Source organism: Tsukamurella pseudospumae (genome assembly GCF_001575195.1).
Taxonomy (GTDB): domain Bacteria; phylum Actinomycetota; class Actinomycetes; order Mycobacteriales; family Mycobacteriaceae; genus Tsukamurella; species Tsukamurella pseudospumae.
In genome coordinates this window covers 626,746-650,018 of the sequence record NZ_LSRF01000001.1, presented here as the reverse complement: position 1 = coordinate 650,018, position 23,273 = coordinate 626,746, and the positions used below count along the sequence as shown (strand labels likewise).

Below are 23,273 nucleotides of genomic sequence, written 5' to 3'. Positions count from 1 at the left end.
CGTGCGTAGCACCCGAAAGCACATGGGCCAGTACCGCTTGACCCGCCTGCAGGTGGTCAACTGGGGAACCTTCGACGGCTACAAGGACTTCCCCATCGACGATCGGGGCGTGATCCTCACCGGCCCGTCAGGTTCCGGCAAGTCCTCGCTGATGGATGCGCACTCGGTCGTGCTGCTGCCCACCTACGACCAGTCCTTCAACGCGTCGGCGGACATGACCGCCAAGGGCGCCAAGCGCGCGGCCCGCTCGATGGCGGATTACGTGCGCGGCGCGTGGTCGGTGAACGACGACGAGCATCAGCAGTCCAAAGTCCAGTACCTGCGCGGGGATTCGGCGACCTGGTCGGCCGTCGCCGCCACCTACGACAACGGCGCGGGCAACGTGACCACCGCCGTCGCCGTCAAGTGGTTCCCCGGCAGCGGGACCGACGGGGCCTCCCTCAAGTCGTGGTACCAGATCCATTCCGGCGCGTTCGACCTGCTCGGTCTGCAGGACTGGGCCACAGCGGGTTTCGACACCCGCGGATGGCGCTCGCGGCACGGCGGAGTCGAGTCCTTCGACACCCAGGCCGCGTACCAGGACGCGCTGCGCCGGCGGGTGGGCATCGGCACTTCGAGCGCTGCGCTGGCATTGCTCGGCAAGGCCAAGGCGATGAAGAACGTCGGCGACCTCGACGCCTTCATCCGCACCTACATGCTCGACCGGCCGCAGACCTACGCGCGCGCGGAACGCCTGGTGGAGAACTTCACCCAGCTCGACGAGGCCTATCGCGCCGCGGCGCGGGCCGAGGCGCAGGAGAAGGTGTTGCGGCCCATGCCGGAGGCCTACGAGCGGTACCGGTCGGCGACCGTCGGGACGACCCGCGCGGCGGACCTGCTCGGCGCCCCCGTGCGGTCCTACCTGCGCGGCCACAAGCTGCGGCTGCTGCAGGAGCAGATGGACCGCATCGAGGGCGAGCGCGCCGGCATGGATGCGCAGATCGCCCGCTGGGAGGACCGGGCCGAGGAGCGCAAGATGCGCTACAACGACCTGCTGCACCGGCTTCGGCAGGAGCAGGGCGAGGTCGGCGTCCTCGAGGCCGAGTTGCAGTCCCGTGAGCTGCAGACCCAGGCCCGCGAGCGCGCGTACGAGCGCTTCGCGGCCGCGGTGGAGAAGCTCGGCGAGCGTGCGCCGGAGTCGGCGGAGGAGTTCGCCGCGCTGCGCGAACAGGTTCCGGGCATCCGCGATCGGGCGACCGAGGCCGCTGAGGCGCTCGCGGGTCGCGTGCACTCCGCGTACACGGACGAGTCGGACGCCCGCCGCGCGGTCGAATCCGTCGACGACGAGCTGTCCGTACTGGACCGCCGAGCGTCCCTGCTGCCGCCCGCGCTGCTGGATCAGCGCGACGCGATCGCCCGCGCCACCGGCGTTCCCGCCGAGGAGCTGCCCTACGCCGCGGAGCTGATCGACGTGCGGCCCGCGGAGCAGGCGACGTGGGCCGCGGCCGCGGAGCGCGTCCTCCGGCCGCTGGCCACCACGCTGCTCGTGCCTGCGGAGCACCAGCGCGCGGTCGCCGACCACGTCAACGCGGTGCGGGTCCAGGGCGTGCTCACGTACCAGGTGGTCGACGGTGCCGATGGCACGCGCCCGGATCCGGGCTCCCTGGCCGAGAAGCTGACCGTCGACGAGACCTCTGCGACCGGACGGTGGCTGGCCGGCGCGGTGGCGCGGGCCGCCCGCCACACGTGCGTCGACTCTCCCGCCGAGCTGGAGCGGCACGAGCAGGCCGTGACCCCGGAGGGCCTGGTCAAGAGCGCGGGCGGCCGGTTCCGCAAGGACGACCGCCGCTCCGTCGCCGACCGCTCGCAGTGGGTCCTCGGGACCAACACCGGCAGCAAGCGCGAGGCCCTGCAGCGTCGTCGGGACGAGCTGGCCGCGGTGCACGCCAAGGCTGCAGACGCGTCGGCCACGCTGCGCGACGACCTGGCCGAGCACAAGGCCGTCGCCGACAGTGCCGCAGGCGTTCTCGGTTACACCTCGTGGGCCGAGCTCGACCACTGGGCCGCGAAGGCCGAGGCGGAGGAGCTCGCGGACCGGATCTCCGACGCGCGGTCCGGCAACGCCGATCTCGGCGAGCTGGAGCTGCAGGCCGACAACGCCTACGGCGAGCTGGCCGAGGCGCAGACCCGGATCGGTGGACTCACCGAGACCATGAACCGCGCCGGCTCCGAATTCGACGACCTCCTGGCCGAATTCGAGAAGATCGACGGCGAGAGCGGGCCGAGACTCTCGGAGCCCGACGAGGACTTCCTCGCCACCGCGCTCTGGCACCTGCTCACGGCCGACGAGGCCAAGCCCCGCCGGCTCACCCTCGATACCTTCGGCGAGGTCCGGGCCGACCTGCGGGCGGAGCTGGAACGCCAGCAGAACGCGGCGACCGCCGAGCGCGACGCCGCGGAGTCGCGGATCGTCCGCACCGCGGAGCAGTTCCTGCGCGAGTGGCCGGACGCCTCCACCGAGCTGTCCGCCGAAGCCGCGTCGGCACCGGATTTCGTTGCGGTGCACGAGAACCTCGTGGCGCACGGGCTCGCGGCCGCCACGGAGAAGTTCCGGCGGCTCATCACGACCGACGTCAGCCACTCGGTGTCGAACCTGTTCAAGGAGGTCGACGACACGCATCGTGCGATCACCCGCGGCATCGCCGACGTCAACGCCGGGCTGCGCCGAGTCGAGTTCAACGAGGGCACGTACCTCCAGATCGCGTACGCCGCCCGGCCCACGCCGGAGGCCACCGAGTTCGCGAAGCTGGTCGACGAGATGGTCCGCGACGCCCCGGCCGCCAAGCGCGCCGAGCCCGCGGCCATGGCCGCCCAGTTCAAGCGGATCCGTGGCCTGGTCCTGCGGCTCACGGGCGACGACCCCGAGTCGCGCCGCTGGACCGAGAATGTACTGGACGTCCGCACCGGATACTCCTTCTACGGCAGGGAGAACGCGGTCGGCGCCGAGCCGGACGCCCCCGCGGTGGTGACCTACCGCAACACCGCGACGAACTCGGGTGGCGAGCAGGAGAAGCTGGTCGCGTTCTGCCTCGCCGCGGCGCTGAGCTTCGCGCTGGGCAGCCACGGCATCGACGGATCCAACGAGCCGGCGTTCGCGCCGCTCATGCTCGACGAGGCCTTCAGCAAGTCCGACGAGCGCTTCTCCGCCCAGTCGCTGCGGGCCTTCGAGCAGTTCGGATTCCAGCTCATCATCGCCGCGCCGATCCGCATGGTCGGCATCGTCGAACCCTTCATCGGGCAGGTGATCCTCGTCGACAAGCAGGTCACGCCCGACGGTGCCCGCTCCGACGCCCGGTACGCGACCTTCGGCGAACTCACCACCACCCGCTGACCCCCATCCGAATTGAACACCGTTATGGAGAGGAAAACCGCAGGTCGCGAACTCCGTAACGGTGTTCAATCGATGGTAGAAAGGTGGGCATGGGCACCGTCGTCGCGCTGAACGCTCACCCCGACGATGAGTCGATCTTCATGGGCGGCACGCTGGCGAAGCTGGCGGCCGGCGGGCATCGGGTGGTCCTGGTCGTCGCGACCGACGGCATGATGCGGGGCGACGACGAGCCCGATCCGCGGCGACGCCTACGCGAGTTGGATGGTGCCGCCACCGAGCTCGGTGTCACCGAGGTCCGCTGGCTGGGATACGCGGACAGCGGGCACGGTCGTGACCTCCACCCCGACCCTCCGGGCCGGGTGCGCCTCGTCCGGGCGGGCGTCGACGAGCCCGCGGAGCGCCTCGCGGCGATCGCCCGGGAGCTCGGCGCGGACCTGCTCATCGGTTACGACGAGCAGGGTGGCTACGGCCACCGGGACCACGTCGCCGTCCATCGCATCGCGCGCCGCGCCGCGGAGCTGTCGGGTGTGCGCCTGGTGGAGGCGACGGTGCCTCGCGAGGCCGCCGTCCGCCTCCTCACGGTGACGACGCAGCTGCGCCTGACCCGCGACCACGACCTCGACGCCGCGCGCACCTGGTTCACCCCGGCCGCGGACATCACGCACCGGATCGACGTGCGGCCCTTCGTCGCCGCGAAGCAGCGCGCGCTCGGCGCACACCGCTCCGAGATCAACGGGCCCGGCCGCGTCGCCCGCCTGATGCGCATCCTCCGCAGGCTCCCGGCCTGGCTGATCGCGCCGGTGGTCCGGACCGAGCACTTCATCGAGCCCGGCACGACCGAGCGGTCCGACCGACTCCTCTAGCCGTCGTAGATCATATGATCTAGGATTCGATCATGCGATCTACCGAAACCTTCACCGAACAGGCCCGCCGCGCGCAGATCGCCGGGTGCGCGATCGACACCATCGCCGAGCTCGGCTATGGGAAGGCGTCCGTGCGCAAGATCGCGGACCGTGCGGGCGTGGCGATGAGCGTGGTGCTGTACCACTTCGGCGACAAGGACAGCCTGATCGCAGCTGTGGTACACGAGTTCTACTCCACCCTGCTGGCGGAGATGGTGCCCGCGGTCGAGGCGGCACCCACCGCCGCGGCGAAGCTCGAGGCGCACATCCGCACGCACCTGCGGTACATGCGCACCCACCGCAACCACCAGCTCGCGCTCATGGAGATCGCCGGAGGCTTCCGCACCAAGGACGGCGGCCGCCTCCAGGGCGTCTCCGTCGACGCGAGCCACGACGACGCCCGCTCTCAGGTCGAACTCGACGTGATCCTCGCGGGCGGCATCGAATCCGGCGAGTTCCGGCCACTGAACGTGGCCTCCATGGCCACCGCGATCCGCGGCGCCGTCGGCTCCGCGATCCTCGCCACCCTCACCGACCCGAGGTTCGACCTCGACGCTTACGCCGACGATCTCGTCGACGCCTTCACCCGCGCCACCCGCACCGACCAGGAGAACTGATGGCCCACATCCTCATCGCCACCTACGGCTCCCGCGGCGACACGATGCCGCTCGCGGGCGTGGGGCTCCGGCTCCAGGAGGCCGGCCACACCGTCACGATCACCACCAACCACGAGCTCGACGGCGAGACAGCAGAACTGGGCCTCGACGCCCGCCCGATCCCCCTCGACCTCGGCGAACCGGACGGCGAGCCCTCCCTCGCCGACGCGCTGAAGCTGGTCAAACCCGCAGGGATCCGGCAGCTGAGCCGGGGCCTCCTCGACGCCGTCGCCGATGTCTCCGCCGACGTCGTGCTCGCCACGCCCTTCGCCGAACCGGCGATGCACGCCCTCGCCGAGGCCCGCGGAATCCCGATCATCGGCGCCCGACTGCAGCCGCTGTCCGCGACCCGCGAGTACCCGCCCAGCCTGCTCGGCGCGTGGTCGGCCGGCGGCGCGATCAACCGGGCCGCCGGACGGTTCGCCGAGGGCACCGTCGACCGGATGTACGGCGGGGTGGTCGCCGAGCTGCGCCGCGACCTCGGCCTGCCGAAGCGGTCTGCCCGCGCGCTCCGTCACGACCGCTCACACGCGCAGTGGCCGATCCTGTGCGGATGGTCGCCCAGCGTGCTCCCCCGCCCGGCGGACTGGCGCCCGGGCATCGAGGTCGTCGGCAGCTGGTGGTCGCCCACGCCGCGGAACTGGTCGCCCTCGCCCGACCTGGAGGCCTTCCTCGCCGACGGTCCGCCACCCGTCCTCGTCGGCCTCGGCTCGCTCATGGTGCCGGCGCAGGAACGGGACCGCCTGTCCTCGATCATCGACGAGGCCCTGGCCGTCGCCGGTGTCCGTGGCATCGTGCAATCCGGTGGTGCCGGCCTTCGGGTTCCGGACCGCGACGGCGTCCTGAACATCGACACCGTCCCCTACGAGCACGTCCTCCCCCGAGTCGCGGCGGTAGCGCACTCCTGCGGCGCGGGCACCACCGCGGCCGCCCTCCGCGCGGGTATCCCGACGGTGCCCCTCCCCTCTCCCGGCGGCGACCAGCCGTTCTGGGCCCGGCGGCTGCACGCGCTCGGGGCCGGCACCGCGCCGATCGCTCGGACGAAGGTCATGGTTTCCTCCCTCGCGGAGGCGATACGTGCCGCGGTGGGCGATACCCGGTATCGGACGGCCGCGGGCGTCCTGAGCAGCGCGATCGGCCGCGAGGACGGAGCCGCGGCGGTCGTCCGCGCCGTCGCGGGGCAATAACGATCTCGTAACACGGCTAACGGATTCCGTCCCTCCTCCCGATCTTCCTCGTGTCGAACGACATCGCCATGGGGGAACGAAAAGAGGAGGACGCGATGACAAACGCGACCAGGAACCGAATCCGACGCGCGCTGGTGCTACCGGTCGCGCTGGTGTCGATGATGGGACTGCTGCCCGCAGTCGCGGGCGCCGAGCCGACCACGCCGCCCACGGCACCCACGACCACGACATCCCCGGCGCCGGCACCCGCCACGCCGACGACCACGGTCGCGCCGACCACGACGACGCCGGCGACCACCACACCCGCCACCTCGACGGTGCCGACCACGACGACCCAGGCACCGTCGACCACGACGACGGTGCCGCCGCAGGGCCCGCCCGGACGGCTGACCGTCGGGGCGGTGCGCATCGTCGACCCGAGCGGCGCGAGCGTGCCGGGCGCGACGGTGCACGTCCAGGGCTGTAAGGGCGGCCCGGGGGCCTCGCTCGCCGACGGTGGCGCGACCACGGTCACCGGCCCCTGCGTCAGCGCCCGGATGGATCACACGCCGACCAACTGGCGACTGCTCTCGCCCGTCGTGCAGACGATCACCACGGACTCCGGCCGGGCCGAGTTCAGGTTCGTGCTCGAGCGCGGCGGCATCGTCCCGCCGACCTCGACGACCCCGCCGCCGAACAAGAACGTGCGCTTCACGATCACCGCCCGGGACCAGAACGGGAACGGCGTCGCGTCCGAGTACGCGGTCGCCGAGTGCGACACCTGGCGTCCGCTGGGCGGCGCCCGCACCGACAGCGCCGGCAACGGCGGCGGCGCGTTCCCGCGTGGATGCGTCAGCGTGGTGCCCACTGCCTGGCCGTCGTCGTGCGTACTGGTCGGCCCGAACGCGTACGCCCGGGTGGAGGGCAACGCCGTGAACCGCCTCGCGTTCCGATTCCGCTGCGGCGTCACGATCCCGCCCGGCGAGGTCGAGACGAACGGCACCCTCGTCAAGACCGACCGGATCACCGGCGCCCCGTTGGCCGGCGCGTCGTTCCTGATCTCCCGATGCGGCAGCGACGAGGCCGTCCGCGCGGTCACGACGGGTGCGAACGGCATCGCAGCCTTCTCGCTTCCGTCGGGCTGCTACAAGGCGACCGAGACCGCCGCACCCGCCGGCTACGTCCGCGATGCCGCTGCAGTCGCGTTCGAGGTGCGCCTGACCCCGCAGTTCCAGGTCCGGGTGACGAACTCGAAGATCGACGCCGGGCCCGTGGTCCGCAACCCCGGCGTCCGCGTCCCGATCGCCTCGATCCCGTCGGGCAGGACCTTCTGATGCGCCGCGCGGCCGCACTCGTCGTCTCCGCCGCGGCGGTGCTGTCCCTCGTCGGGTGTGGCAGCACAGTCGACGGGACGGCGAGCGCACCGTCGTCGAATCCGTCTGCGCAGAGCGACCTCCGGCCACCGGTCACGGCGACGGCGAGCGAGCCCACGACGCCGGTCACGGTCACCGTCGGTGACGCTGACGCGCCGGTCGACGCCGTCGCGACGGACTCGCAGGGCGCCCTGTACCCACCGACCGACGTGAGACGCCTCGGCTGGTGGGTCGACTCGGCGCTCCCGGGCGCAGGCGCCGGATCGGTGGTGATCACCGGGCACGTCGACGACGCCCGGCAGGGCACCGGGTACGCCAAGCGGATCTCGACCCTGAAGCAGGGCGATCGGGTGGAGCTCACCGGCAAGGACGGTGCTCGGATCGCCTACCGGGTCACCCGCACCGCCTCGGTCAACAAGGGCGTGCTGCCCACCGACGACCTGAACCGGCTCGACGGGCCGGAGACGCTCATCATGGTCACCTGCGGCGGGAACTTCGTCGGCCCGCCGATGGGCTATGAGAACAACGATCTCGTCTACGCGGAGCGCGCCTGACCGGACCGCGGTTAGGGTCGAGAGCATGCGTATCGACCTGAGCGGGCGGACCGCCCTCGTGACCGGATCGACCCAGGGCATCGGCCTCGCCATCGCCGCGGGACTCGCACAGGCGGGGGCGCGGGTGGGGATCAACGGCCGATCGGAGGGCCGCGTCACGGCGGCCATCACCGCCCTTGGCCGGCAGGTCCCCGGAGCGGATCTGATCCCCGTCGTCGCGGACGTCACCGTCGAGGTCGAGGCCGAGCACGCGATCTCCGAACTCGGCCCCGTCGACGTCCTGGTCAACAACCTGGGCGTCTTCGGCGCCGAGGATCCGCTCGAGGTCTCCGATGACGAGTGGCGCCGCTACTTCGACGTGAACGTGCTTGCGGCCGTGCGCCTCACGCGTCTGGTGCTGCCGGACATGATGGACCGCGGGTGGGGCCGGGTACTCAACATCGCGAGCGACTCCGCCATCGTCATCCCGGCCGAGATGATCCACTACGGCGTGTCCAAGACGGCGCTGCTGGGTGTCTCTCGGGGTTTCGCCAAGGCGGCCGCCGGGACGGGCGTGACGGTGAACTCGGTGATCGCCGGGCCCACGCACACCGCCGGCGTCGAGGACTTCGTCTACCAGCTGGTGGACACGAACCTGCCGTGGGACGAGGCGCAGCGCGAGTTCATGCGCCTGCACCGCCCGCAGTCCCTCATCCAACGGCTCATCGAGCCGGAGGAGATCGCCAACATGGTGGTCTACCTGAGCTCCCCGCTCGCCTCCGCCACGACCGGCGGGGCCGTCCGGGTCGACGGTGGCTACGTGGACTCGATCCTTCCGTAGTCCGTCCGCCGGTAGCATCACCGCAATGATCGACGGTCCGCTCGCGCCGCGACGGTCGGCCTGGTCGCGGGCACGGTATCGGATGCGCCGTACGTCGTCGCCCCGGAGTTGGGCCGTCGACGCGAACGACGGCATCATCGGCACCGCCGGACTCCTCGAGGGCTTCGCGGGAGCGGGTGCCGGCGACTCTGTGCTGATGACCGCCGCCTGCGCGGCGACGATCGCCGGCTCGCTCGCCGTCGGGGGCGCGAAGTGGGCGGAGGACGCCGCCGAACGCGATGCCGAGACGCACATCATCGACGAGGAGCGCGCTCAGCTCGCCGCCGCACCTGACGACGAGCTGGCGGAACTGGCGGCCTACTGGGAGACGAAGGGCCTGGACCCCGCAACCGCAGCGGCCGCTGCGGCGCAGCTCAGCGCGCGCGACGCGCTGGCGGCGCAGCTGGAGTACGAGCACGGCATCGTCCGGCCGATCCCCGCCTGGCACCCGGCGTGGGCAGGGCTGTCCTCGTCCCTCGCCTACGTCAGCGGCGCGATCGTCCCGCTGGTGCTGACGGTGTCGGTGCCGGTGGGCGTCGAGGTGTGGGCGATCGCCATCGCCGTGATCGCGTCGTTGGTCCTGACCTCGGTGATCGCCGGTCGGCGCAGCCACATCTCGGTGCGCCGGCTCATCGTGCGCACCGTCCTCGTCGGAGCCGCGACCATGCTGATCAGCTACCTGGTCGGGGCGCTGCTCCTGTGACCTCGAACGGGATCACGCCAGCTCGATGAGCTCCTGGTATTCGGCGTTCCAGTGGTCCTCGGTGCCGTCGGGCAGCAGGATGACACGCTCGGGATTGAGCGCCTCCGCGGCGCCCGGGTCGTGCGTCACCAGGACGACGGCGCCCTCGTACGAGCGCAGCGCCTCGAGCACCTGCTCGCGGCTCACCGGGTCCAGGTTGTTCGTCGGCTCGTCGAGCAGCAGGACGTTCGCGGCGGAGGAGACGAGGCCCGCCAGCGCGAGGCGGGTCTTCTCACCGCCGGAGAGCGTGCCCGCGGGCTGCTCCAACTGCGGACCCGTGAACATGAACGCGCCCAACAGGCTCCGCAGATCCTGCTCCCCCGCGTCCGGCGAGGCGTGCCGGATGTTGTCCCACACGGACGCCGCGTCGTCGAGGGTGTCGTGCTCCTGCGCGAAGTAGCCGATCTTCAGGCCGCGGCCGGGCTCGAGGCCGCCCGTATCGGGCGTCTCGACGCCCGCGAGCAGCTTGAGCAGCGTTGTCTTGCCCGCGCCGTTGAGCCCGAGGACCACCACGCGCGAGCCCTTGTCGATGGCGAAGTCGACGCCGGTGAAGATCTCCAGCGACCCGTAGGTCTTGGTGAGGTTCTTGACCATGAGCGGGGTCTTGCTGCAGGGCGCCGGCGCGGGGAACTTGATCCGCGCCGTCTTGTCCTCGACGCGCACGTCGTCGAGCTCGCTCATCATCCGCTCGGCACGGCGCAGCATGTTCTGCGCAGCCACGGCCTTGGTCGCCTTGGCGCCCATCTTCGCGGCCTGCACGCGGAGCGCGCCGGCCTTCTTCTCGGCGTTGGCGCGCTCGCGACGACGGCGCTGCTCGTCGGTGGCGCGGGCGTCGATGTACTTCTTCCAGCCCATGTTGTAGACATCCGCCTCGCCGCGCACGGCGTCGAGGAACCAGACGCGGTTCACGACGTCGGCGAGCAGGTCCACGTCGTGGCTGATCACGATGAGTCCGCCGTCGTGGTTCTGCAGGAAGGTGCGCAGCCAGCCGATGGAGTCGGCGTCGAGGTGGTTGGTGGGCTCGTCGAGGAGCAGCGTGGTGTCCGATTTCCCACCCGACCCGTCGGACGCGGCGAACAGGATGCGCGCCAGCTCCACGCGGCGGCGCTGGCCGCCCGAGAGCGTTCGCAGCGGCTGCTCGAGCACCCGGTCCGGCAGGGCCAGGCTGTTGCAGATCCGCGCGGCCTCGGACTCGGCGGCGTAACCGCCCAGCGAGGAGAAGCGCTCCTCGAGGTTGCCGTACTTGCGCACCGCGGTGTCGAGCTCGTCGCCGACGAGTTCGGCCATCCGGACCTGCTGCTTCGCCATCTGCGCGACGATCTGATCGAGGCCGCGGGCCGAGAGCACCCGGTCCTTGGCCAGCACGTCGAGGTCGCCCTCGCGGGGGTCCTGCGGCAGGTAGCCCACGTCGCCGGACGAGATGATCTTGCCGGCGTAGGGCTCGCCCTCCCCGGCGAGGATGCGCATCGTGGTGGTCTTGCCGGCGCCGTTGCGGCCGACGAGGCCGATCCGGTCGCCCGCCTGCACGCGCAACTGGTCGCCGGGTGCGGTCAGCAGGGTGCGGACGCCGGCGCGCACTTCGAGATCGGTCGCGGTAATCACAACGGTCCAGCTTACCGGTCCGAGGGTCCGATTCTCACCTCCGATTCCCTGCGGTGACGGCGCTCACTCCTCCTCGCCGCTCTGCTGACGCACGACGAGCCGCACCGACCGATCGCCCTTCGCCGCGTAGAGCGCCCGGTCCGCCTCGGCGACCACCCGGGCGAGCTCGTCCGCGGCGAGCGGCCCGCGCACCACCACGCCCGCGCTACCCACGATCGCGGGCGGCGCACCGTCGGCGAGGAGACCCCGCAAGCGGTCGACGAGGGCCGTGGTCTCCGCCCGGGAGGGACGCACCGCCACGACGAGGAACTCGTCGCCGCCCATCCTGGCGACGAGCGCTCCGGGCAGGCCGCCACGCAGCGTGCGCCCGACCTCCACGAGCCGTTGATCGCCGGCCAGGTGACCGTGCCGGTCGTTGTACTGCTTGAACCCGTCGAGGTCCACCATCGCCACGAACGCGGCGCCGTGCTCCCTCCGGGCGAGCACCCGGAGTGCGGCCTGAAGCCCGAACCGGTTGTAGACGCCGGTCAGCGGATCACGGTTCCGTTCGGTGACGACCACGCCGATGCCGCGCCGACCGGACTCCACCACGAACTGGACCATCATCGGCAAGGCGAAGACGATGGCCACAGCGGGAGCGAGCGTGGCGTAGAGCTCGCCGAGGGTGGCCCCGTCGACCACCATCGTCGTCACGGTGGTGGCCACGACAGCGACGACGGACAACATGCAGTGCAGCAGCAGGATCCGCCAGCCGAGAAGGAACGCCGTGAGCATCGCCAGCATGCCCAGGTACGTGGTGCCGCTGATGCGGGCGGCACCCGACTGCGCCAGGCAGCCCGCGAACAGGCACACGTCCGCGACCGCGACGAATCGGATCGCATCGCGTGCAGACGGACGACGAAGTCGGAGCCACCACACGCCGAGCACTGCGCTGCCGCTGGAGCTCACGACGAACACGGCCATCGCGATCGGCGTGCTCGGCCGTGCGTCTGAGAAGAGGACGCCGATGCACAGCGGAACCATCATCAGCGCGAGCCCGCCGACGGCGACCCGGAGCGCGAGACCTCCGCCCTGGACCTTGAGCCACGACGACGCCGAGGCGTACTCCGCGGTGCCCGCCCGCCGCCACGCCTCACGGTCGGCGAGGCGGTGCACCGTCGACCTCAGTACCGCCCCTGCGTTCACCGCGCTGCCGGGGTCAGGTCGTGGACGACCACGGAGGTCGCCGTCGACCGCTTGGCCTCGTACAGCGCCGCATCGGCGGTGGTGGCGAGGTCGTCGAGGGGATCGTTGACCCCCGCGGCGGCGATGATCGCTCCGGCACTGGCCACGAGCCCCGTCGAGGGGTCTCCGCGGACGGCGATCAGTGCCCGCAGGTCCTCGACCAGGCGCCGCGCGTCGGCGTGCGTGCGCCGGATCGCGAAGACGCCGAACTCGTCGCCGCCGTTGCGCGCCACCAGCACGTCGTCGCCGAGACTCTGCAAGGTCCGAGCGACCTCCCGCAGCAGTTCATCGCCGGCGAAGTGGCCGTGAGTGTCGTTGTACTTCTTGAAGCCGTCGAGGTCGATCATGCCGACGACGTACACGCCCAGCGCCGCGGCCCGCGTGACGGAACGCATGACGGCCAGCTTCATCCCGCGTCGGTTGAAGCCACCGGTCAGCTCGTCGATGTGCCACTCGGCCACGACCCGGGTCATACTGCGACGCCCCATCTCCACGATCACCTGGATGACGACGGGCAGGCCGACGACCGTAGCGATCGCAGGAGTCGTGAAGATGTACAGGTCCATCAGCGTGCGGCCCTCGAACCAGATCGCGTACTGCGTGTATCCGGCGATGAGCAGCAGCGTGTACCCGCAGTGCAGCACCAGGATGCGCCAGCCCAGGAGGAATGCGGCGTACATGCCGAGCATGGCGAGGTGGATCGTCCCGCAGATACGGGCCTCCGGGGCGCTGAGCACGGTCAGCGCGACGCCGAAGGCCAGATCCGAGAGGACGAGGAACCAGATGGCCCCGCGCGCCGTCGGCCACGGGCGCAACAGCCACCAGACGCCCAGCGCCACGGCCGCGACGTTCGACCCCAGGTGCAGAGTCCGCGCCAGGACGCCGTGCGGCCCGACGGGATTGAACTGCATCACGAGGCCCATCGGCAGCATCGAGATCGCCAGCCCGGCGATCACCAGACGGAACGCGTTCTGGCTGCGCTGCCAGACGATGGCCTGCGTCGCGAACGCGAACTCCTTGCGCCCGGCTTCCTTCCACCCGCGCTTGTAGGTCAGCGCTCGCCAGACCCGATGGGCGGCACGACGGGGCCCACGGCCGCGGCGTCGTTGCGACGCGGCCTTGTCCGGCTCGGTGGAATCAGCGGCCAGCTCGCACCCCTTCGGCCAGTTCCGCGGTGAGGGTCCGCACCGCGTCCAACGACTCGCCCGCAGCGCTCACCAGAGCGGAGCCGACGATGACCGCGTCCGCGTACGAGGCGATCTCGGCGGCCTGCTCGCGCGAACGCACGCCGAGGCCCACGCCTACCGGGATGTCCGACACCGCACGCACCCGAGCCACGAGCTCGGGCGCGACATTGTCGACGGCGTCCCGCGCACCGGTGACGCCCATCGTCGAGGCGACGTACAGGAACCCCGACGACGCGTCGGCCGTCATCGCGAGCCGCTCGGGGGTCGACGACGGCGCGACCAGGAAGATCTTGTCGAGCCCGTACCGATCGGCCGCCGCGATCCACTCCTCGGCCTCCTCGGGGATGAGGTTCGGCGTGATCAGGCCCCTACCACCCGCCGCGGCGAGGTCGCGGGCGAAGGCCTCGACGCCGTACTTGAGCACGGGGTTCCAGTACGCCATCACGACCGGCGCGGCGCCCGCGCCGGCGACCGCCTCCGCGTAGGCGAAGATGTCGCGCACCCGGATGCCGCCGCGCAAGGCGTCGTCGGCGGCGCGCTGGATGACGGGGCCGTCCATCACGGGATCGCTGTAGGCGACGCCCAGCTCGACGATGTCGGCGCCGGACTCCGCCATCGCGACCACGGTGTCGATGCCGCCCTGCTTGGACGGGTACCCGCAGGGCAGGTAGGTCACCAGTGCTGCGCGGTTCTCCGCGCGGCACTGCTCGAAGACCGGTGCCAGTGCACTCACTTGTTCTCCCCCTCGAACTCCGCGTTGCGCAGCTCCGTGTTCAGTTCCGCGCCGATCACCTTCTGGCCGACGACATCTCCCTGCTCGTCGAGCAGTCCGAACCACTTCCCGGCGGTATCGACGTCCTTATCGCCACGGCCGGAGAGGTTGACCACGATCACCGCGCCCGGGCCGAGCTCGCGCCCCAGTTCGAGCGCGCCCGCGACGGCGTGCGCCGACTCGATCGCGGGGATGATCCCCTCGGTGCGGCACAGCAGCGCGAACGCGTCCATCGCCTGAGTGTCGGTGATCGGGACGTACTCCGCGCGGCCGTCCTCCTTGAGTTGCGCGTGCTCCGGGCCGACGCCCGGGTAGTCCAGCCCGGCCGAGATCGAGTGCGACTCGATGGTCTGGCCGTCCTCGTCCTGCAGCAGGTACGAATACGCGCCCTGGAAGGCGCCGGGGCTGCCGCCGGTGAAGGTCGCGGCGTGGCGGCCGGTCTCGACCCCGTCGCCGGCGGCCTCGCAGCCGACGAGCCGCACCCCCGCGTCGCCGATGAACGGGTGGAAGATGCCGATCGCGTTCGACCCGCCGCCCACGCAGGCGACCACGGCATCCGGCAGGCGCCCCGCCGCGTCGAGCACCTGCGCGCGCGCCTCCATGCCGACGATGCGCTGCAGGTCGCGAACCATGAGCGGGAACGGGTGCGGGCCCGCCGCGGTGCCGAAGCAGTAGTACGTCGTGTCGGCGTTGCTCACCCAGTCGCGCAGCGCTTCGTTGATCGCGTCCTTGAGCGATGCGGAACCGGACGCGACGGCGATCACCTCGGCGCCGAGCAGCCGCATCCGCGCGACGTTGAGCGCCTGGCGGTCCGTGTCGACCTTGCCCATGTAGACGACGCACTCGATCCCGAGCAGCGCGCAGGCGGTCGCGGTCGCGACGCCGTGCTGGCCCGCACCGGTCTCCGCGATCACCCGCGGCTTGCCCATGCGCTTGGCCAGCAGCACCTGTCCGAGCACGTTGTTGATCTTGTGGCTGCCGGTGTGATTGAGATCCTCGCGCTTGAGGTACAGCTGTGCGCCGCCCGCGTGCTCGTTCAGGCGCACGCACGGGTACAGCGGTGACGGACGGCCGGTGTACTGGCGCTGGAGGCGGTCCAGCTCGTCGAGGAAGCCGTCGTCGCTGCGGATCTTCTCGAACTCGGCGGTGACCTCCTCGATCACGGCCATCAGCGCCTCGGGCACGTGCCGACCTCCCCAGGCGCCCCAATGACCGGTCCCGTCCGGCTCATAGGCCGATCGCTGGGACAGTCCGGTACTCGCTTCTGGGAGGCTCACACGACGATTATCCCCATCCCGTCAAAGTGGAATCACGGCGACGCCAAACATTCCGCGAATCCCTCTGCCCGACGAATGTTTCCGGGCATGACCACCACTCTCGGCCACGTCCTCGACGATCCCGTCCGGGCCTCCCTCCGCGGCGCGCACGCCCGCTTCCGCCTCGGTGACGGTGCCGTGGTCCGCTACCGGCCGGACGTCGCGCGGTTCGTCGGGCATCCGGTCCGGCCGAACCCCGAGGAGTTCGACGCCCTGGCCCGGCTCGCCGTGCCCGGCATCCCGCTGTCCCTGCGCGGCGTGCGGGAGCCGCTCCCCGCGGGGTGGCGGGTGGTCGGCGAGGTCCCGTTGGTCCAGTACGACGGTGCCGCCCTCGCCACCGCTCCGGACGACGACGCCGAGGTGCTCGGTCCGCGGAACGCCGACGAGATCCTCGATCTCGTCGCCCGCACGCGTCCCGGTCCGTTCGAACGGCGCACCGTCGAACTGGGGCTCTACCTGGGACTGCGCGACGAACGCGGCAGGTTGATCGCCGCGGCCGGGGAGCGCCTCCACCCGCCCGGGTGGACCGAGATCAGCGCGGTCTGCACGGACCCCGCGCACCGCGGCCGGGGCCTCGCGACCCGTCTCGTCCGCGCGGTCGGTCACCACATCCGGCAGCGGGGCGACACCCCGTTCCTGCACACCTCCGCCGAGAACACCAGCGCCCGCGCGCTCTACGAAGGGCTCGGCTTCGAACTACGCGCCGCGATCCCTCTGCTCCTCGTCCATCCGCCCGCCACCGAACCCTCCGGAGCGTCATGACCCTCGCCCTCACCCGGCCGCACGCGATCACCACCGACCCCGAGCTCGCCGAACTCGCCGCGCTGCCCGTACGTCACCGCGCGCAGTGGGGCCGCTGGCTCGCAGTCGCGGTCGCCGTCGTGCTGTTCGCGCAACTGGCCGTCTCCGCCGTGACCAACCCGCGCTTCGACTGGCCCACGTTCGGCGCCTACCTGTTCAGCCCGACGATCCTGGAGGCCCTCTGGTTCACGGTGCAGCTCACCGCGATCGGCGCGGTGTTCGGCTTCCTGTTCGGCGGCGTGCTGGCGCTGGCCCGCCTGTCCGGCAACCGCGTCCTCACGGCGTTCGGCTTCGCGTTCATCTGGCTGTTCCGCTCGATCCCGCTCATCGTGCAGATCCTGTTCTGGGGCTACCTCGGCGCGCTCTATCCGACGATCGGACTGGGAATCCCGTTCGGCCCCACGTTCGTCGACGCGCCGACCAAGGACCTGCTCTCGCCGTACACCGCGGCCGTCATCGGCATCGTCCTGCATCAGGCCGCGTACGGCTCCGAGATCGTGCGCGCCGGGATCCTCGGCGTCGCGGACGGCCAGCACGACGCCGCCCGCGCCCTCGGCATCCCGCCGGCCGCGCACCTGCTGCGGATCACGCTCCCCCAGGCGTTGCGGACGATCGTCCCGCCCGCCGCCAACGAGGTGATCGGCCTGCTCAAGGGCACGACGGCCGTCTTCATCCTGGCGCTACCGGACCTGTTCTACCAGGTCCAGGTGATCTACGGCCGCAACGGCCGGATCATCCCGCTGCTGCTCGTGGCCGTCGCCTGGTACGCGCTGCTGACCACGGTGCTGTCGATCGGCCAGCACTACCTCGAGAAGCGTCTCGCGCGGGGCTACGGGGCCTCGACGAGTTCGACGAAGGAGAACGCCGCATGACCGCCATCGATCCGCGTCCGCGCCTCGAGGCCGTGGGACTCACCAAGCGCTTCGGGCACGACGACGTGCTGCGCGGCGTCGATCTGACCGTCGCACCCGGCGAAGTGGTCTCGATCATCGGACCGTCGGGCTCCGGGAAGTCGACGCTACTCCGGCTGCTCAACCATCTGGAGGAACCGAACTCGGGCGTCGTCCGCGTCGACGGCGAGCTCGTCGGCGTCCGTCGACGCGGCGATCACCTCGTCGCCCTGCGCGAACGCGAACTGCGGCGCCAGCGCGCGCGGATCGGCTTCGTCTTCCAGCAGTTCAACCTGTTCCCCCACCTCACGGCGGCCGAGAACGTCGCGCGCCCCCAACGTCTGACACTGGGGCGGAACCGCTCCGAGGCGGACGGCCGTGCGCGCGAGCTGCTGGACCGCGTCGGCCTCGGCGGGCACGCCGGCCACTACCCCGGGCAGCTCTCCGGCGGCCAGCAGCAGCGCGTCGCGATCGCTCGCGCCCTCGCGCTCGACCCGGACCTCATCCTGTTCGACGAGCCGACCTCCGCCCTCGACCCCGAGCTCGTCGGCGAGGTGAACGCCGTGATCGCGGAGCTCGCCGCCGAGGGCCGGACCCTGGTCGTGGTCACCCATGAGCTGGCTTTCGCCCGCCGCATCTCCGACCGGATCGTCTTCCTCGACCGTGGCCGCGTGGTCGCGGTCGGTTCGCCATCGGCCGTACTCGATCGTCCCGCCACCGACCGCACCCGCACCTTTCTCGCCCACTGGACCGCCAAGGAGACCGCATGACCACCCGAACGACGACCCGACACAGACTCCCCGCGCTCGTCGCGGCGATCGCCCTCACAGGCTCGGTGCTCGCGGGCTGCGGCGGAGCGACCACGGAGTCGACGACCGCGAGCGTGACCGGTGCCGCGGGCCAACAGCTCAACCTCACCAGCAAGCAGAACCGCATCGTCCCGGCGAAGAACGAAGCCGCGGCCTCGCTACTCCCCCAGGCGATCCGCGACCGCGGGACCCTCCGCGTGGCTCACGGATCAGGTGCGGGCAATGCGCCGTTCTACTTCCCCGCGACCGACGACGAGCGCGTGTTCATCGGCGACGAGTCGGACATCGCCCACCTCATCGCGGGCGCGTTGGGCCTGAAGCTCGAGGAGTCCAACACCTCGTGGGAGGGTCTCTTCCTGGGCATCGACAGCGGTCAGTTCGACCTGGGCGTCTCGAACGTCACCGTCACGGAGGCGCGCAAGCAGAAGTACGACTTCGCCACCTATCGCAAGGACGATCTCGCCGTCGAGGTCCAGGATTCGTCGACCTTCACGTTCACCGACGGGAACTCCTTCTCCGGGAAGACGGTGGCTGTCGGATCGGGTACCAACCAGGAGCGGATCCTGCAGCGCTACGACACCGACCTGCGCGCCGCCGGGAAGCCGGGGATCACCATCAAGAACTACCAGGACAACACCGGCGTCTACGCCGCGCTCGCATCCGGCCAGATCGACGCCTACTTCGGCCCGAACCCGATATCGGCGTTCCATGTGGCGCAGACCAGGGGCACGCCGAACGCCACGAAGATCGTCGGCCGGGTATCGGGCGCGGGTTCCACGCTGCAGGGCCTGATCGGCGCGACCACTCGCAAGGACAGCGGGATCATCCGTGCGGTGCAGGCGGCGCTGGAATCGACGATCCGCAGCGGCGACTACGCGAAGGTGCTGCAGCGCTGGGGCCTTGAGGCCGAGGCCGTGCCCGCTTCGGAGATCAACCCGCCGGGGCTGCCGATCACCGACAAGTGAGGCCCCGACCCCACACCACCGTCAGCTCGCAGCGGGTTCGGCCGCGACGCCCGTCGTCGCGGTCGGACTCGTCGCACGGGCCACGAATTTGAACCGGTCCCCCCGGTAGACGCTGCGCGTCCACTCGAGGGCCACACCGTCCACCCCGCGCCCCAGGCGGTGGACCATGAGCATCGGATGCCCCGTCGGCACCGCCAGCAGCTCCGCCTCGTCCGGAGACGCCAGCGCCGTCTCCACCGTGTCCTCCACCGCTGCGATCTCCCGCGAGTAGTGCACGCGCAGCGCCTCGTACAGCGAGGCACCGTCCTCCGCCAACCGCCCCGCGAGCCCGCGCAGCGGTCCGCGCAGGTGGGCGATCTCGATGGCGAGCGGCTCGTCGTCGACGATGCGCAGCCGCGTCACCCGGTACACGCGCGCCCCGCGCGACAGCTCGAGCGCGGCCTGCGTCTCCGCGTCCGCCGGGACGTGGTCGCACGCCAGCACCCGCGAATCGACCGTCTTGCCGTCGACGCCGACATCCTCGCTCAACGAGGTCAGTTGACGCACCCGCACCACCTTCGGCGGCGCGACGTACGTCCCGCTGCCGTGTTCGCGGCGCAACACGCCTTCCGCGGACAGCTCGGCGAGGGCCTTTCGGAGCGTCGTGCGCGAGACGCCGAGCTCCTCGGCGAGCCTGCGCTCGGCCGGCAGCGTGTCGCCGTGCCCCAAATCGCCGATCCGTCGTTGCAGTTCCATCTTCGCGCGAAAATAACGGGGCGGCTCGGTGTGCCTCGCGCGAGGGATCGTCATGTGTTCCACACTACCCCTTGACGGTACAAGTGGTCTATGCCACTCTTGATCAACCCCAAGTGGTGTAGACCACTTGGGCGGACCTCAAGGAGAGAGCATGAGCGGTAGGCAGGCTGCCAAGTCCAGCGCAGTCCTCGTCGGCGTCGCAGCAGCGAGCCTCGGCGTCATCTACGGATACGACACGTCGAACATCGCCGCGGCGAAGGACTTCATCGCCACGGACTTCCATCTCGGTGACACTGCCACGCAGGCACTGGTCACCGTGGTCATCGTGGGCGAGATCCTCGGCGCCATCGTCGGCGGCTGGTTCGCCAACAAGGTGGGCCGCAAGAAGGCGATGGTCTCCGTCGCCGCCGGCTACACCGTGTTCGCCCTGCTCGGGGCGCTGTCGCCGTGGCTCGTGACGCTGTACGCCGCCCGGTTCCTCCTCGGACTGACCGTCGGCATCTCAGTGGTGGTCGTGCCGGTCTTCGTGGCGGAATCCGCACCGGCGAAACGGCGCGGTGCGATGCTCGTGACCTATCAGTTCGCCACGATCTTCGGCATCATCCTGGGCTACGTCTTCGGCTTCCTCCTCGCCGACCAGCAGCACGCGTGGCAGTGGATGCTCGGTATCGCCGCGGTTCCCGCGATTCTGGTCGGCCTGGTCCTGCTCCGCCTGCCCGACACCGCTCGCTGGTACATGACCCGCGGCCGCGAGGCGGAGGCACGCACCACTCTCGCCGCTGTCGAACCCACCGCCTCCGCCGCGGAGATCGACGCCGAGATCGCCGAGATGCGCGCGCAACTGTCGGACGAGTCCGGCGGCAAGCTCAGCCAGCTGTTCCGCCAGCCCTATCTCCGGGCCACGTTCTTCGTCGTCGTGCTCGGCTTCTTCATCCAGATCACCGGCATCAACGCGATCGTCAACTACAGCCCCGACATCTTCAAGTCGATGGGATTCAAGGACAACTTCGGCACGTACATGCTGCCCGCCTTCGTGCAGCTCTTCGGCCTGCTCGCCGTGATCATCTCGATCTTCACCATCGACCGCTTCGGTCGTCGCCCCATCCTGCTCGGCGGCATCGGCACGATGATCCTGGCGTTCGTCGTGATGATCACCGCGTATCAGATGGCGGACGGAGATTTCGAGACCCATAAGACCGCCAGCGTGGTGGGCTTCGCCGGCCTCGTACTCGTGACCATCGGCTTCTCGTTCGGCTTCGGCTCGCTCGTCTGGGTGTACGCCGGCGAGGCCTTCCCCGCTCGCCTGCGCGCCTACGGCTCGTCGGCCATGCTCACCTCCGACCTGGTCGCGAACGCGATCGTCGCCCAGCTCACCCTGACGATGCTGCACAGCAAGCTGCTCGGCGGCACCGGCACCTTCGCGTTGTTCGGCGTCATGTCGGTCCTCGCCTTCCTGTTCGTGCTCAAGTTCGCCCCGGAGACGAAGGGCCGCAAGCTCGAGGACATCCAGCACTACTGGGAGAACGGCGGCAAGTGGCCGACCACGACCGGCGAGCCCGGTGCCGGTCAGGCGGAGGTCGCGGTCAAGTGAACACCGCGGTGATCGGCCTCGACATCGGAGGCTCGAAGACGCAGGCGGTCCGCGCGGAGAACGGCGTGGTCGTGGCCGAGGCCCTCGCGGGGAGCGCGAACATCGCGTCGGTGGGCCAGGCCGAGGCCGGTCGCCAGCTCGACATCGCGCTCGCCCGGCTCGGCGTCGAGGGCGTGGGCGCCGTGTGCGCCGGCGCCGCCGGCGTCGAGACACCGGCGGGGGCGGCCACGCTGACCCGGCTGCTCGCGGACCGGATCCCCGGCGCCCGCGTCCGCGTTGTGCACGACAGCCAGCTCATCCTCGCCGCAGCGGGCGTCCGCGACGGCATCGCGGTGATCTCCGGTACGGGCGCCGTAGCGTGGGGCCGGGCGGGCGACAAGCACGCCCGCGCCGGCGGCTGGGGTTACCTGCTCGGGGACGAGGGCAGCGGCTACTGGGTGGCCAAGGAGGCGGTGCGCCGCACTCTCATCCGGATCGATCGGGAGGAGCCCGCGGATCACCTCGGCCAGCAGCTCGCGGCCGATTGCGGCCTGCAGGACACCGACGAGCTGCTCGACCACTTCTACGCGCAGCCCGAGCGACGCTACTGGGCCGGACGCGCCCGGGTCGTCTTCGAGCTGGCGCAGTCGGGCGACCCGGTGAGCACGGACATCGTGGACCAGGCGGCGATCGCCCTGACCGACATCGCGCTGTCCGTCGCGGATCGCATCGGCTCGGCGGGCCCCGTCGTCCTGGCGGGCGGCCTCGCCGTGCACCAGCCCGCACTGCAGCGCCGTGTTCGGCACCACCTGGGGATGCGGGGCGTCTCCGACCTGCGGGTGCTCACCGTCGACCCCGTCCGCGGCGCCATCCAGATCGCCCTGCGCGAGCTCGAGCGTCGCAACTCCGCGAAGACCTGAGTCCGTGCGGCTGCCCCGCGTCAGCGCATCATCGCGCGGGGCGCGGGCAGCTGGGGTGCGAGCCCGCGGTGGCGAGGTCGGCGACCGCGGTCCGCGGGTCGCCCGCCGTCACCAGTCCCTCGCCGACCAGCACGCCGTCGGCGCCCTGGCCCGCGTAGGTGAGGAGGTCGTGGCTGTCGCGCACGCCCGACTCGGCGATCTTGATCACCGACGAGGGCAGGCCGGGCGCGATGCGGCCGAAGGTCTCGGGGTCGACGTCGAGGGACTTGAGGTTGCGGGCGTTGACGCCGATCACGGTGGCACCCGCCTCGAGCGCGCGGTCGGCCTCGTCCTCCGTGTGCACCTCGACGAGGGCCGTCATGCCGAGCGACTCCACGCGGTCGAGCAGCGACACGAGCACGGGCTGTTCCAGCGCCGCGACGATGAGCAGCACCAGATCCGCACCGTGGGCACGAGCCTCGTGGATCTGATACGGGCACACGATGAAATCCTTGCGCAGCACAGGGATCCGGACCCGGTCGCGCACCGCGTCCAGATCGGCCAGCGAGCCCTTGAACCGGCGCTCCTCGGTGAGCACGCTGATCGCACGCGCTCCCCCGGCCTCGTACTCCGACGCCAACGCGGCGGGATTCGCGATGCCCGCGAGCTCGCCCTTCGACGGGCTGGCCCGCTTGACCTCCGCGATGACCGCGATACCGGGCGCGCGCAGCGCGGCGGTGGCGTCGAGCGCGGGTTCCGCGGCCTTCGCGGCGGCCTTCACGGCGGCGAGGTCGAGGAGGGCTTCACGGGCCGCCACGTCCGCGCGCACACCCTCGATGATCGAGTCGAGAACAGTGGGTGATGTCACGGCAGCGGGCCTT

At 71.0% G+C, this 23,273-nt stretch carries 21 protein-coding genes; 14 read left to right on the top strand and 7 right to left on the bottom strand.

The genetic code is table 11. From position 1 onward, the window contains the following. Position 1 precedes the first annotated feature (1 nt). The 8 genes from AXK60_RS03040 (at position 2) to AXK60_RS03000 (ending at position 9,583) form a co-directional block, all read left to right on the top strand. Entirely contained in the window at positions 2–3,370 is a 3,369-nt protein-coding gene (locus tag AXK60_RS03040; RefSeq protein WP_244881001.1) for an ATP-binding protein, read from the top strand. 89 nt (positions 3,371–3,459) lie between these two features. Beyond that, complete coding sequence (locus AXK60_RS03035) at positions 3,460–4,233, top strand: PIG-L deacetylase family protein (RefSeq protein WP_068569473.1); 774 nt, start codon at positions 3,460–3,462, stop codon at positions 4,231–4,233. Between the two features lie 32 nt (positions 4,234–4,265). After that, positions 4,266–4,889 (top strand): TetR/AcrR family transcriptional regulator, encoded by a 624-nt coding sequence (locus AXK60_RS03030; RefSeq protein WP_068569472.1) that lies wholly within the window; start codon positions 4,266–4,268, stop codon positions 4,887–4,889. Further along, positions 4,889–6,115, top strand: a complete 1,227-nt coding sequence (locus AXK60_RS03025; RefSeq protein WP_068569471.1) for a glycosyltransferase — start codon at positions 4,889–4,891, stop codon at positions 6,113–6,115. The genes AXK60_RS03030 and AXK60_RS03025 overlap by 1 nt, the downstream gene beginning before the upstream one ends. A 95-nt stretch (positions 6,116–6,210) precedes the next feature. Further along, on the top strand, positions 6,211–7,428 hold the full coding sequence (locus tag AXK60_RS03015; protein WP_139057715.1) for a prealbumin-like fold domain-containing protein: 1,218 nt from the start codon (positions 6,211–6,213) through the stop codon (positions 7,426–7,428). Continuing rightward, positions 7,428–8,021, top strand: coding sequence for a class F sortase (locus AXK60_RS03010; protein WP_068569468.1), 594 nt, complete (start codon positions 7,428–7,430; stop codon positions 8,019–8,021). The genes AXK60_RS03015 and AXK60_RS03010 overlap by 1 nt, the downstream gene beginning before the upstream one ends. A 25-nt stretch (positions 8,022–8,046) precedes the next feature. Then, positions 8,047–8,841 (top strand): SDR family NAD(P)-dependent oxidoreductase, encoded by a 795-nt coding sequence (locus tag AXK60_RS03005; RefSeq protein WP_068569467.1) that lies wholly within the window; start codon positions 8,047–8,049, stop codon positions 8,839–8,841. 25 nt (positions 8,842–8,866) lie between these two features. Then, complete coding sequence (locus AXK60_RS03000; protein ID WP_082777753.1) at positions 8,867–9,583, top strand: VIT1/CCC1 transporter family protein; 717 nt, start codon at positions 8,867–8,869, stop codon at positions 9,581–9,583. A 12-nt stretch (positions 9,584–9,595) separates the two neighbouring features. Here AXK60_RS03000 and AXK60_RS02995 read toward each other — a convergent pair whose 3' ends face one another. The 5 genes from AXK60_RS02995 to trpB form a co-directional block, all read right to left on the bottom strand. Then, positions 9,596–11,224, bottom strand: coding sequence for an ABC-F family ATP-binding cassette domain-containing protein (locus AXK60_RS02995; RefSeq protein WP_068569466.1), 1,629 nt, complete (start codon positions 11,222–11,224; stop codon positions 9,596–9,598). A gap of 63 nt (positions 11,225–11,287) precedes the next feature. Next, positions 11,288–12,379, bottom strand: a complete 1,092-nt coding sequence (locus AXK60_RS02990) for a GGDEF domain-containing protein (RefSeq protein ID WP_068569465.1) — start codon at positions 12,377–12,379, stop codon at positions 11,288–11,290. Positions 12,380–12,405: 26 nt separating this feature from the next. Then, positions 12,406–13,404: a GGDEF domain-containing protein gene (locus AXK60_RS02985; protein WP_068569464.1), complete on the bottom strand. Its 999-nt coding sequence runs from the start codon at positions 13,402–13,404 to the stop codon at positions 12,406–12,408. A gap of 181 nt (positions 13,405–13,585) precedes the next feature. After that, positions 13,586–14,368, bottom strand: coding sequence for a tryptophan synthase subunit alpha (gene trpA / locus AXK60_RS02980; protein ID WP_068569463.1), 783 nt, complete (start codon positions 14,366–14,368; stop codon positions 13,586–13,588). Beyond that, positions 14,365–15,684, bottom strand: a complete 1,320-nt coding sequence (gene trpB, locus AXK60_RS02975) for a tryptophan synthase subunit beta (RefSeq protein WP_068569462.1) — start codon at positions 15,682–15,684, stop codon at positions 14,365–14,367. The genes trpA and trpB overlap by 4 nt, the downstream gene beginning before the upstream one ends. Positions 15,685–15,771: 87 nt before the next feature. Here trpB and AXK60_RS02970 point away from each other — a divergent pair, with 87 nt between their 5' ends. From AXK60_RS02970 to AXK60_RS02955, 4 genes are read left to right on the top strand one after another with little or no spacing between them, the layout of a single operon-like run. Then, positions 15,772–16,485 carry a GNAT family N-acetyltransferase gene (locus AXK60_RS02970; RefSeq protein WP_068569461.1) on the top strand — a complete coding sequence of 238 codons (714 nt, stop codon included), beginning with the start codon at positions 15,772–15,774 and terminating at the stop codon, positions 16,483–16,485. Then, positions 16,482–17,396: an amino acid ABC transporter permease gene (locus AXK60_RS02965; protein WP_068569460.1), complete on the top strand. Its 915-nt coding sequence runs from the start codon at positions 16,482–16,484 to the stop codon at positions 17,394–17,396. Before AXK60_RS02970 ends, AXK60_RS02965 begins: the two co-directional genes overlap by 4 nt. Beyond that, positions 17,393–18,184 carry an amino acid ABC transporter ATP-binding protein gene (locus AXK60_RS02960; protein ID WP_068569459.1) on the top strand — a complete coding sequence of 264 codons (792 nt, stop codon included), beginning with the start codon at positions 17,393–17,395 and terminating at the stop codon, positions 18,182–18,184. Before AXK60_RS02965 ends, AXK60_RS02960 begins: the two co-directional genes overlap by 4 nt. Continuing rightward, the gene (locus tag AXK60_RS02955) at positions 18,181–19,188 is read left to right on the top strand and encodes a transporter substrate-binding domain-containing protein (RefSeq protein WP_068569458.1); all 1,008 of its coding nucleotides are present in this window, start codon (positions 18,181–18,183) and stop codon (positions 19,186–19,188) included. Before AXK60_RS02960 ends, AXK60_RS02955 begins: the two co-directional genes overlap by 4 nt. Before the next feature lie 21 nt (positions 19,189–19,209). On the opposite strand, the gene AXK60_RS02950 is transcribed toward AXK60_RS02955, so the two are convergent. Next, positions 19,210–19,923, bottom strand: a complete 714-nt coding sequence (locus AXK60_RS02950; protein ID WP_175399915.1) for a GntR family transcriptional regulator — start codon at positions 19,921–19,923, stop codon at positions 19,210–19,212. A gap of 151 nt (positions 19,924–20,074) precedes the next feature. Here AXK60_RS02950 and AXK60_RS02945 point away from each other — a divergent pair, with 151 nt between their 5' ends. After that, entirely contained in the window at positions 20,075–21,514 is a 1,440-nt protein-coding gene (locus AXK60_RS02945; protein ID WP_068569456.1) for a sugar porter family MFS transporter, read from the top strand. Beyond that, the gene (locus tag AXK60_RS02940) at positions 21,511–22,413 is read left to right on the top strand and encodes an N-acetylglucosamine kinase (RefSeq protein WP_068569455.1); all 903 of its coding nucleotides are present in this window, start codon (positions 21,511–21,513) and stop codon (positions 22,411–22,413) included. The genes AXK60_RS02945 and AXK60_RS02940 overlap by 4 nt, the downstream gene beginning before the upstream one ends. A gap of 28 nt (positions 22,414–22,441) precedes the next feature. On the opposite strand, the gene trpC is transcribed toward AXK60_RS02940, so the two are convergent. Beyond that, complete coding sequence (gene trpC / locus AXK60_RS02935) at positions 22,442–23,260, bottom strand: indole-3-glycerol phosphate synthase TrpC (protein WP_068569454.1); 819 nt, start codon at positions 23,258–23,260, stop codon at positions 22,442–22,444. Between the last annotated feature and the right edge of the window lie 13 nt (positions 23,261–23,273).

Excerpts from the sequence above, each read along its gene's own strand:
- AXK60_RS03035 (WP_068569473.1), top strand. The coding sequence starts at position 3,460 with ATGGGCACCGTCGTCGCGCTGAACGCTCACCCCGACGATGAGTCGATC.
- AXK60_RS03030 (WP_068569472.1), top strand. The coding sequence starts at position 4,266 with ATGCGATCTACCGAAACCTTCACCGAACAGGCCCGCCGCGCGCAGATC.
- AXK60_RS03025 (WP_068569471.1), top strand. The coding sequence starts at position 4,889 with ATGGCCCACATCCTCATCGCCACCTACGGCTCCCGCGGCGACACGATG.
- AXK60_RS03015 (WP_139057715.1), top strand. The coding sequence starts at position 6,211 with ATGACAAACGCGACCAGGAACCGAATCCGACGCGCGCTGGTGCTACCG.
- AXK60_RS03010 (WP_068569468.1), top strand. The coding sequence starts at position 7,428 with ATGCGCCGCGCGGCCGCACTCGTCGTCTCCGCCGCGGCGGTGCTGTCC.
- AXK60_RS03005 (WP_068569467.1), top strand. The coding sequence starts at position 8,047 with ATGCGTATCGACCTGAGCGGGCGGACCGCCCTCGTGACCGGATCGACC.
- AXK60_RS03000 (WP_082777753.1), top strand. The coding sequence starts at position 8,867 with ATGATCGACGGTCCGCTCGCGCCGCGACGGTCGGCCTGGTCGCGGGCA.
- AXK60_RS02970 (WP_068569461.1), top strand. The coding sequence starts at position 15,772 with ATGACCACCACTCTCGGCCACGTCCTCGACGATCCCGTCCGGGCCTCC.
- AXK60_RS02965 (WP_068569460.1), top strand. The coding sequence starts at position 16,482 with ATGACCCTCGCCCTCACCCGGCCGCACGCGATCACCACCGACCCCGAG.
- AXK60_RS02960 (WP_068569459.1), top strand. The coding sequence starts at position 17,393 with ATGACCGCCATCGATCCGCGTCCGCGCCTCGAGGCCGTGGGACTCACC.
- AXK60_RS02955 (WP_068569458.1), top strand. The coding sequence starts at position 18,181 with ATGACCACCCGAACGACGACCCGACACAGACTCCCCGCGCTCGTCGCG.
- AXK60_RS02950 (WP_175399915.1), bottom strand. The coding sequence starts at position 19,923 with ATGGAACTGCAACGACGGATCGGCGATTTGGGGCACGGCGACACGCTG.
- AXK60_RS02945 (WP_068569456.1), top strand. The coding sequence starts at position 20,075 with ATGAGCGGTAGGCAGGCTGCCAAGTCCAGCGCAGTCCTCGTCGGCGTC.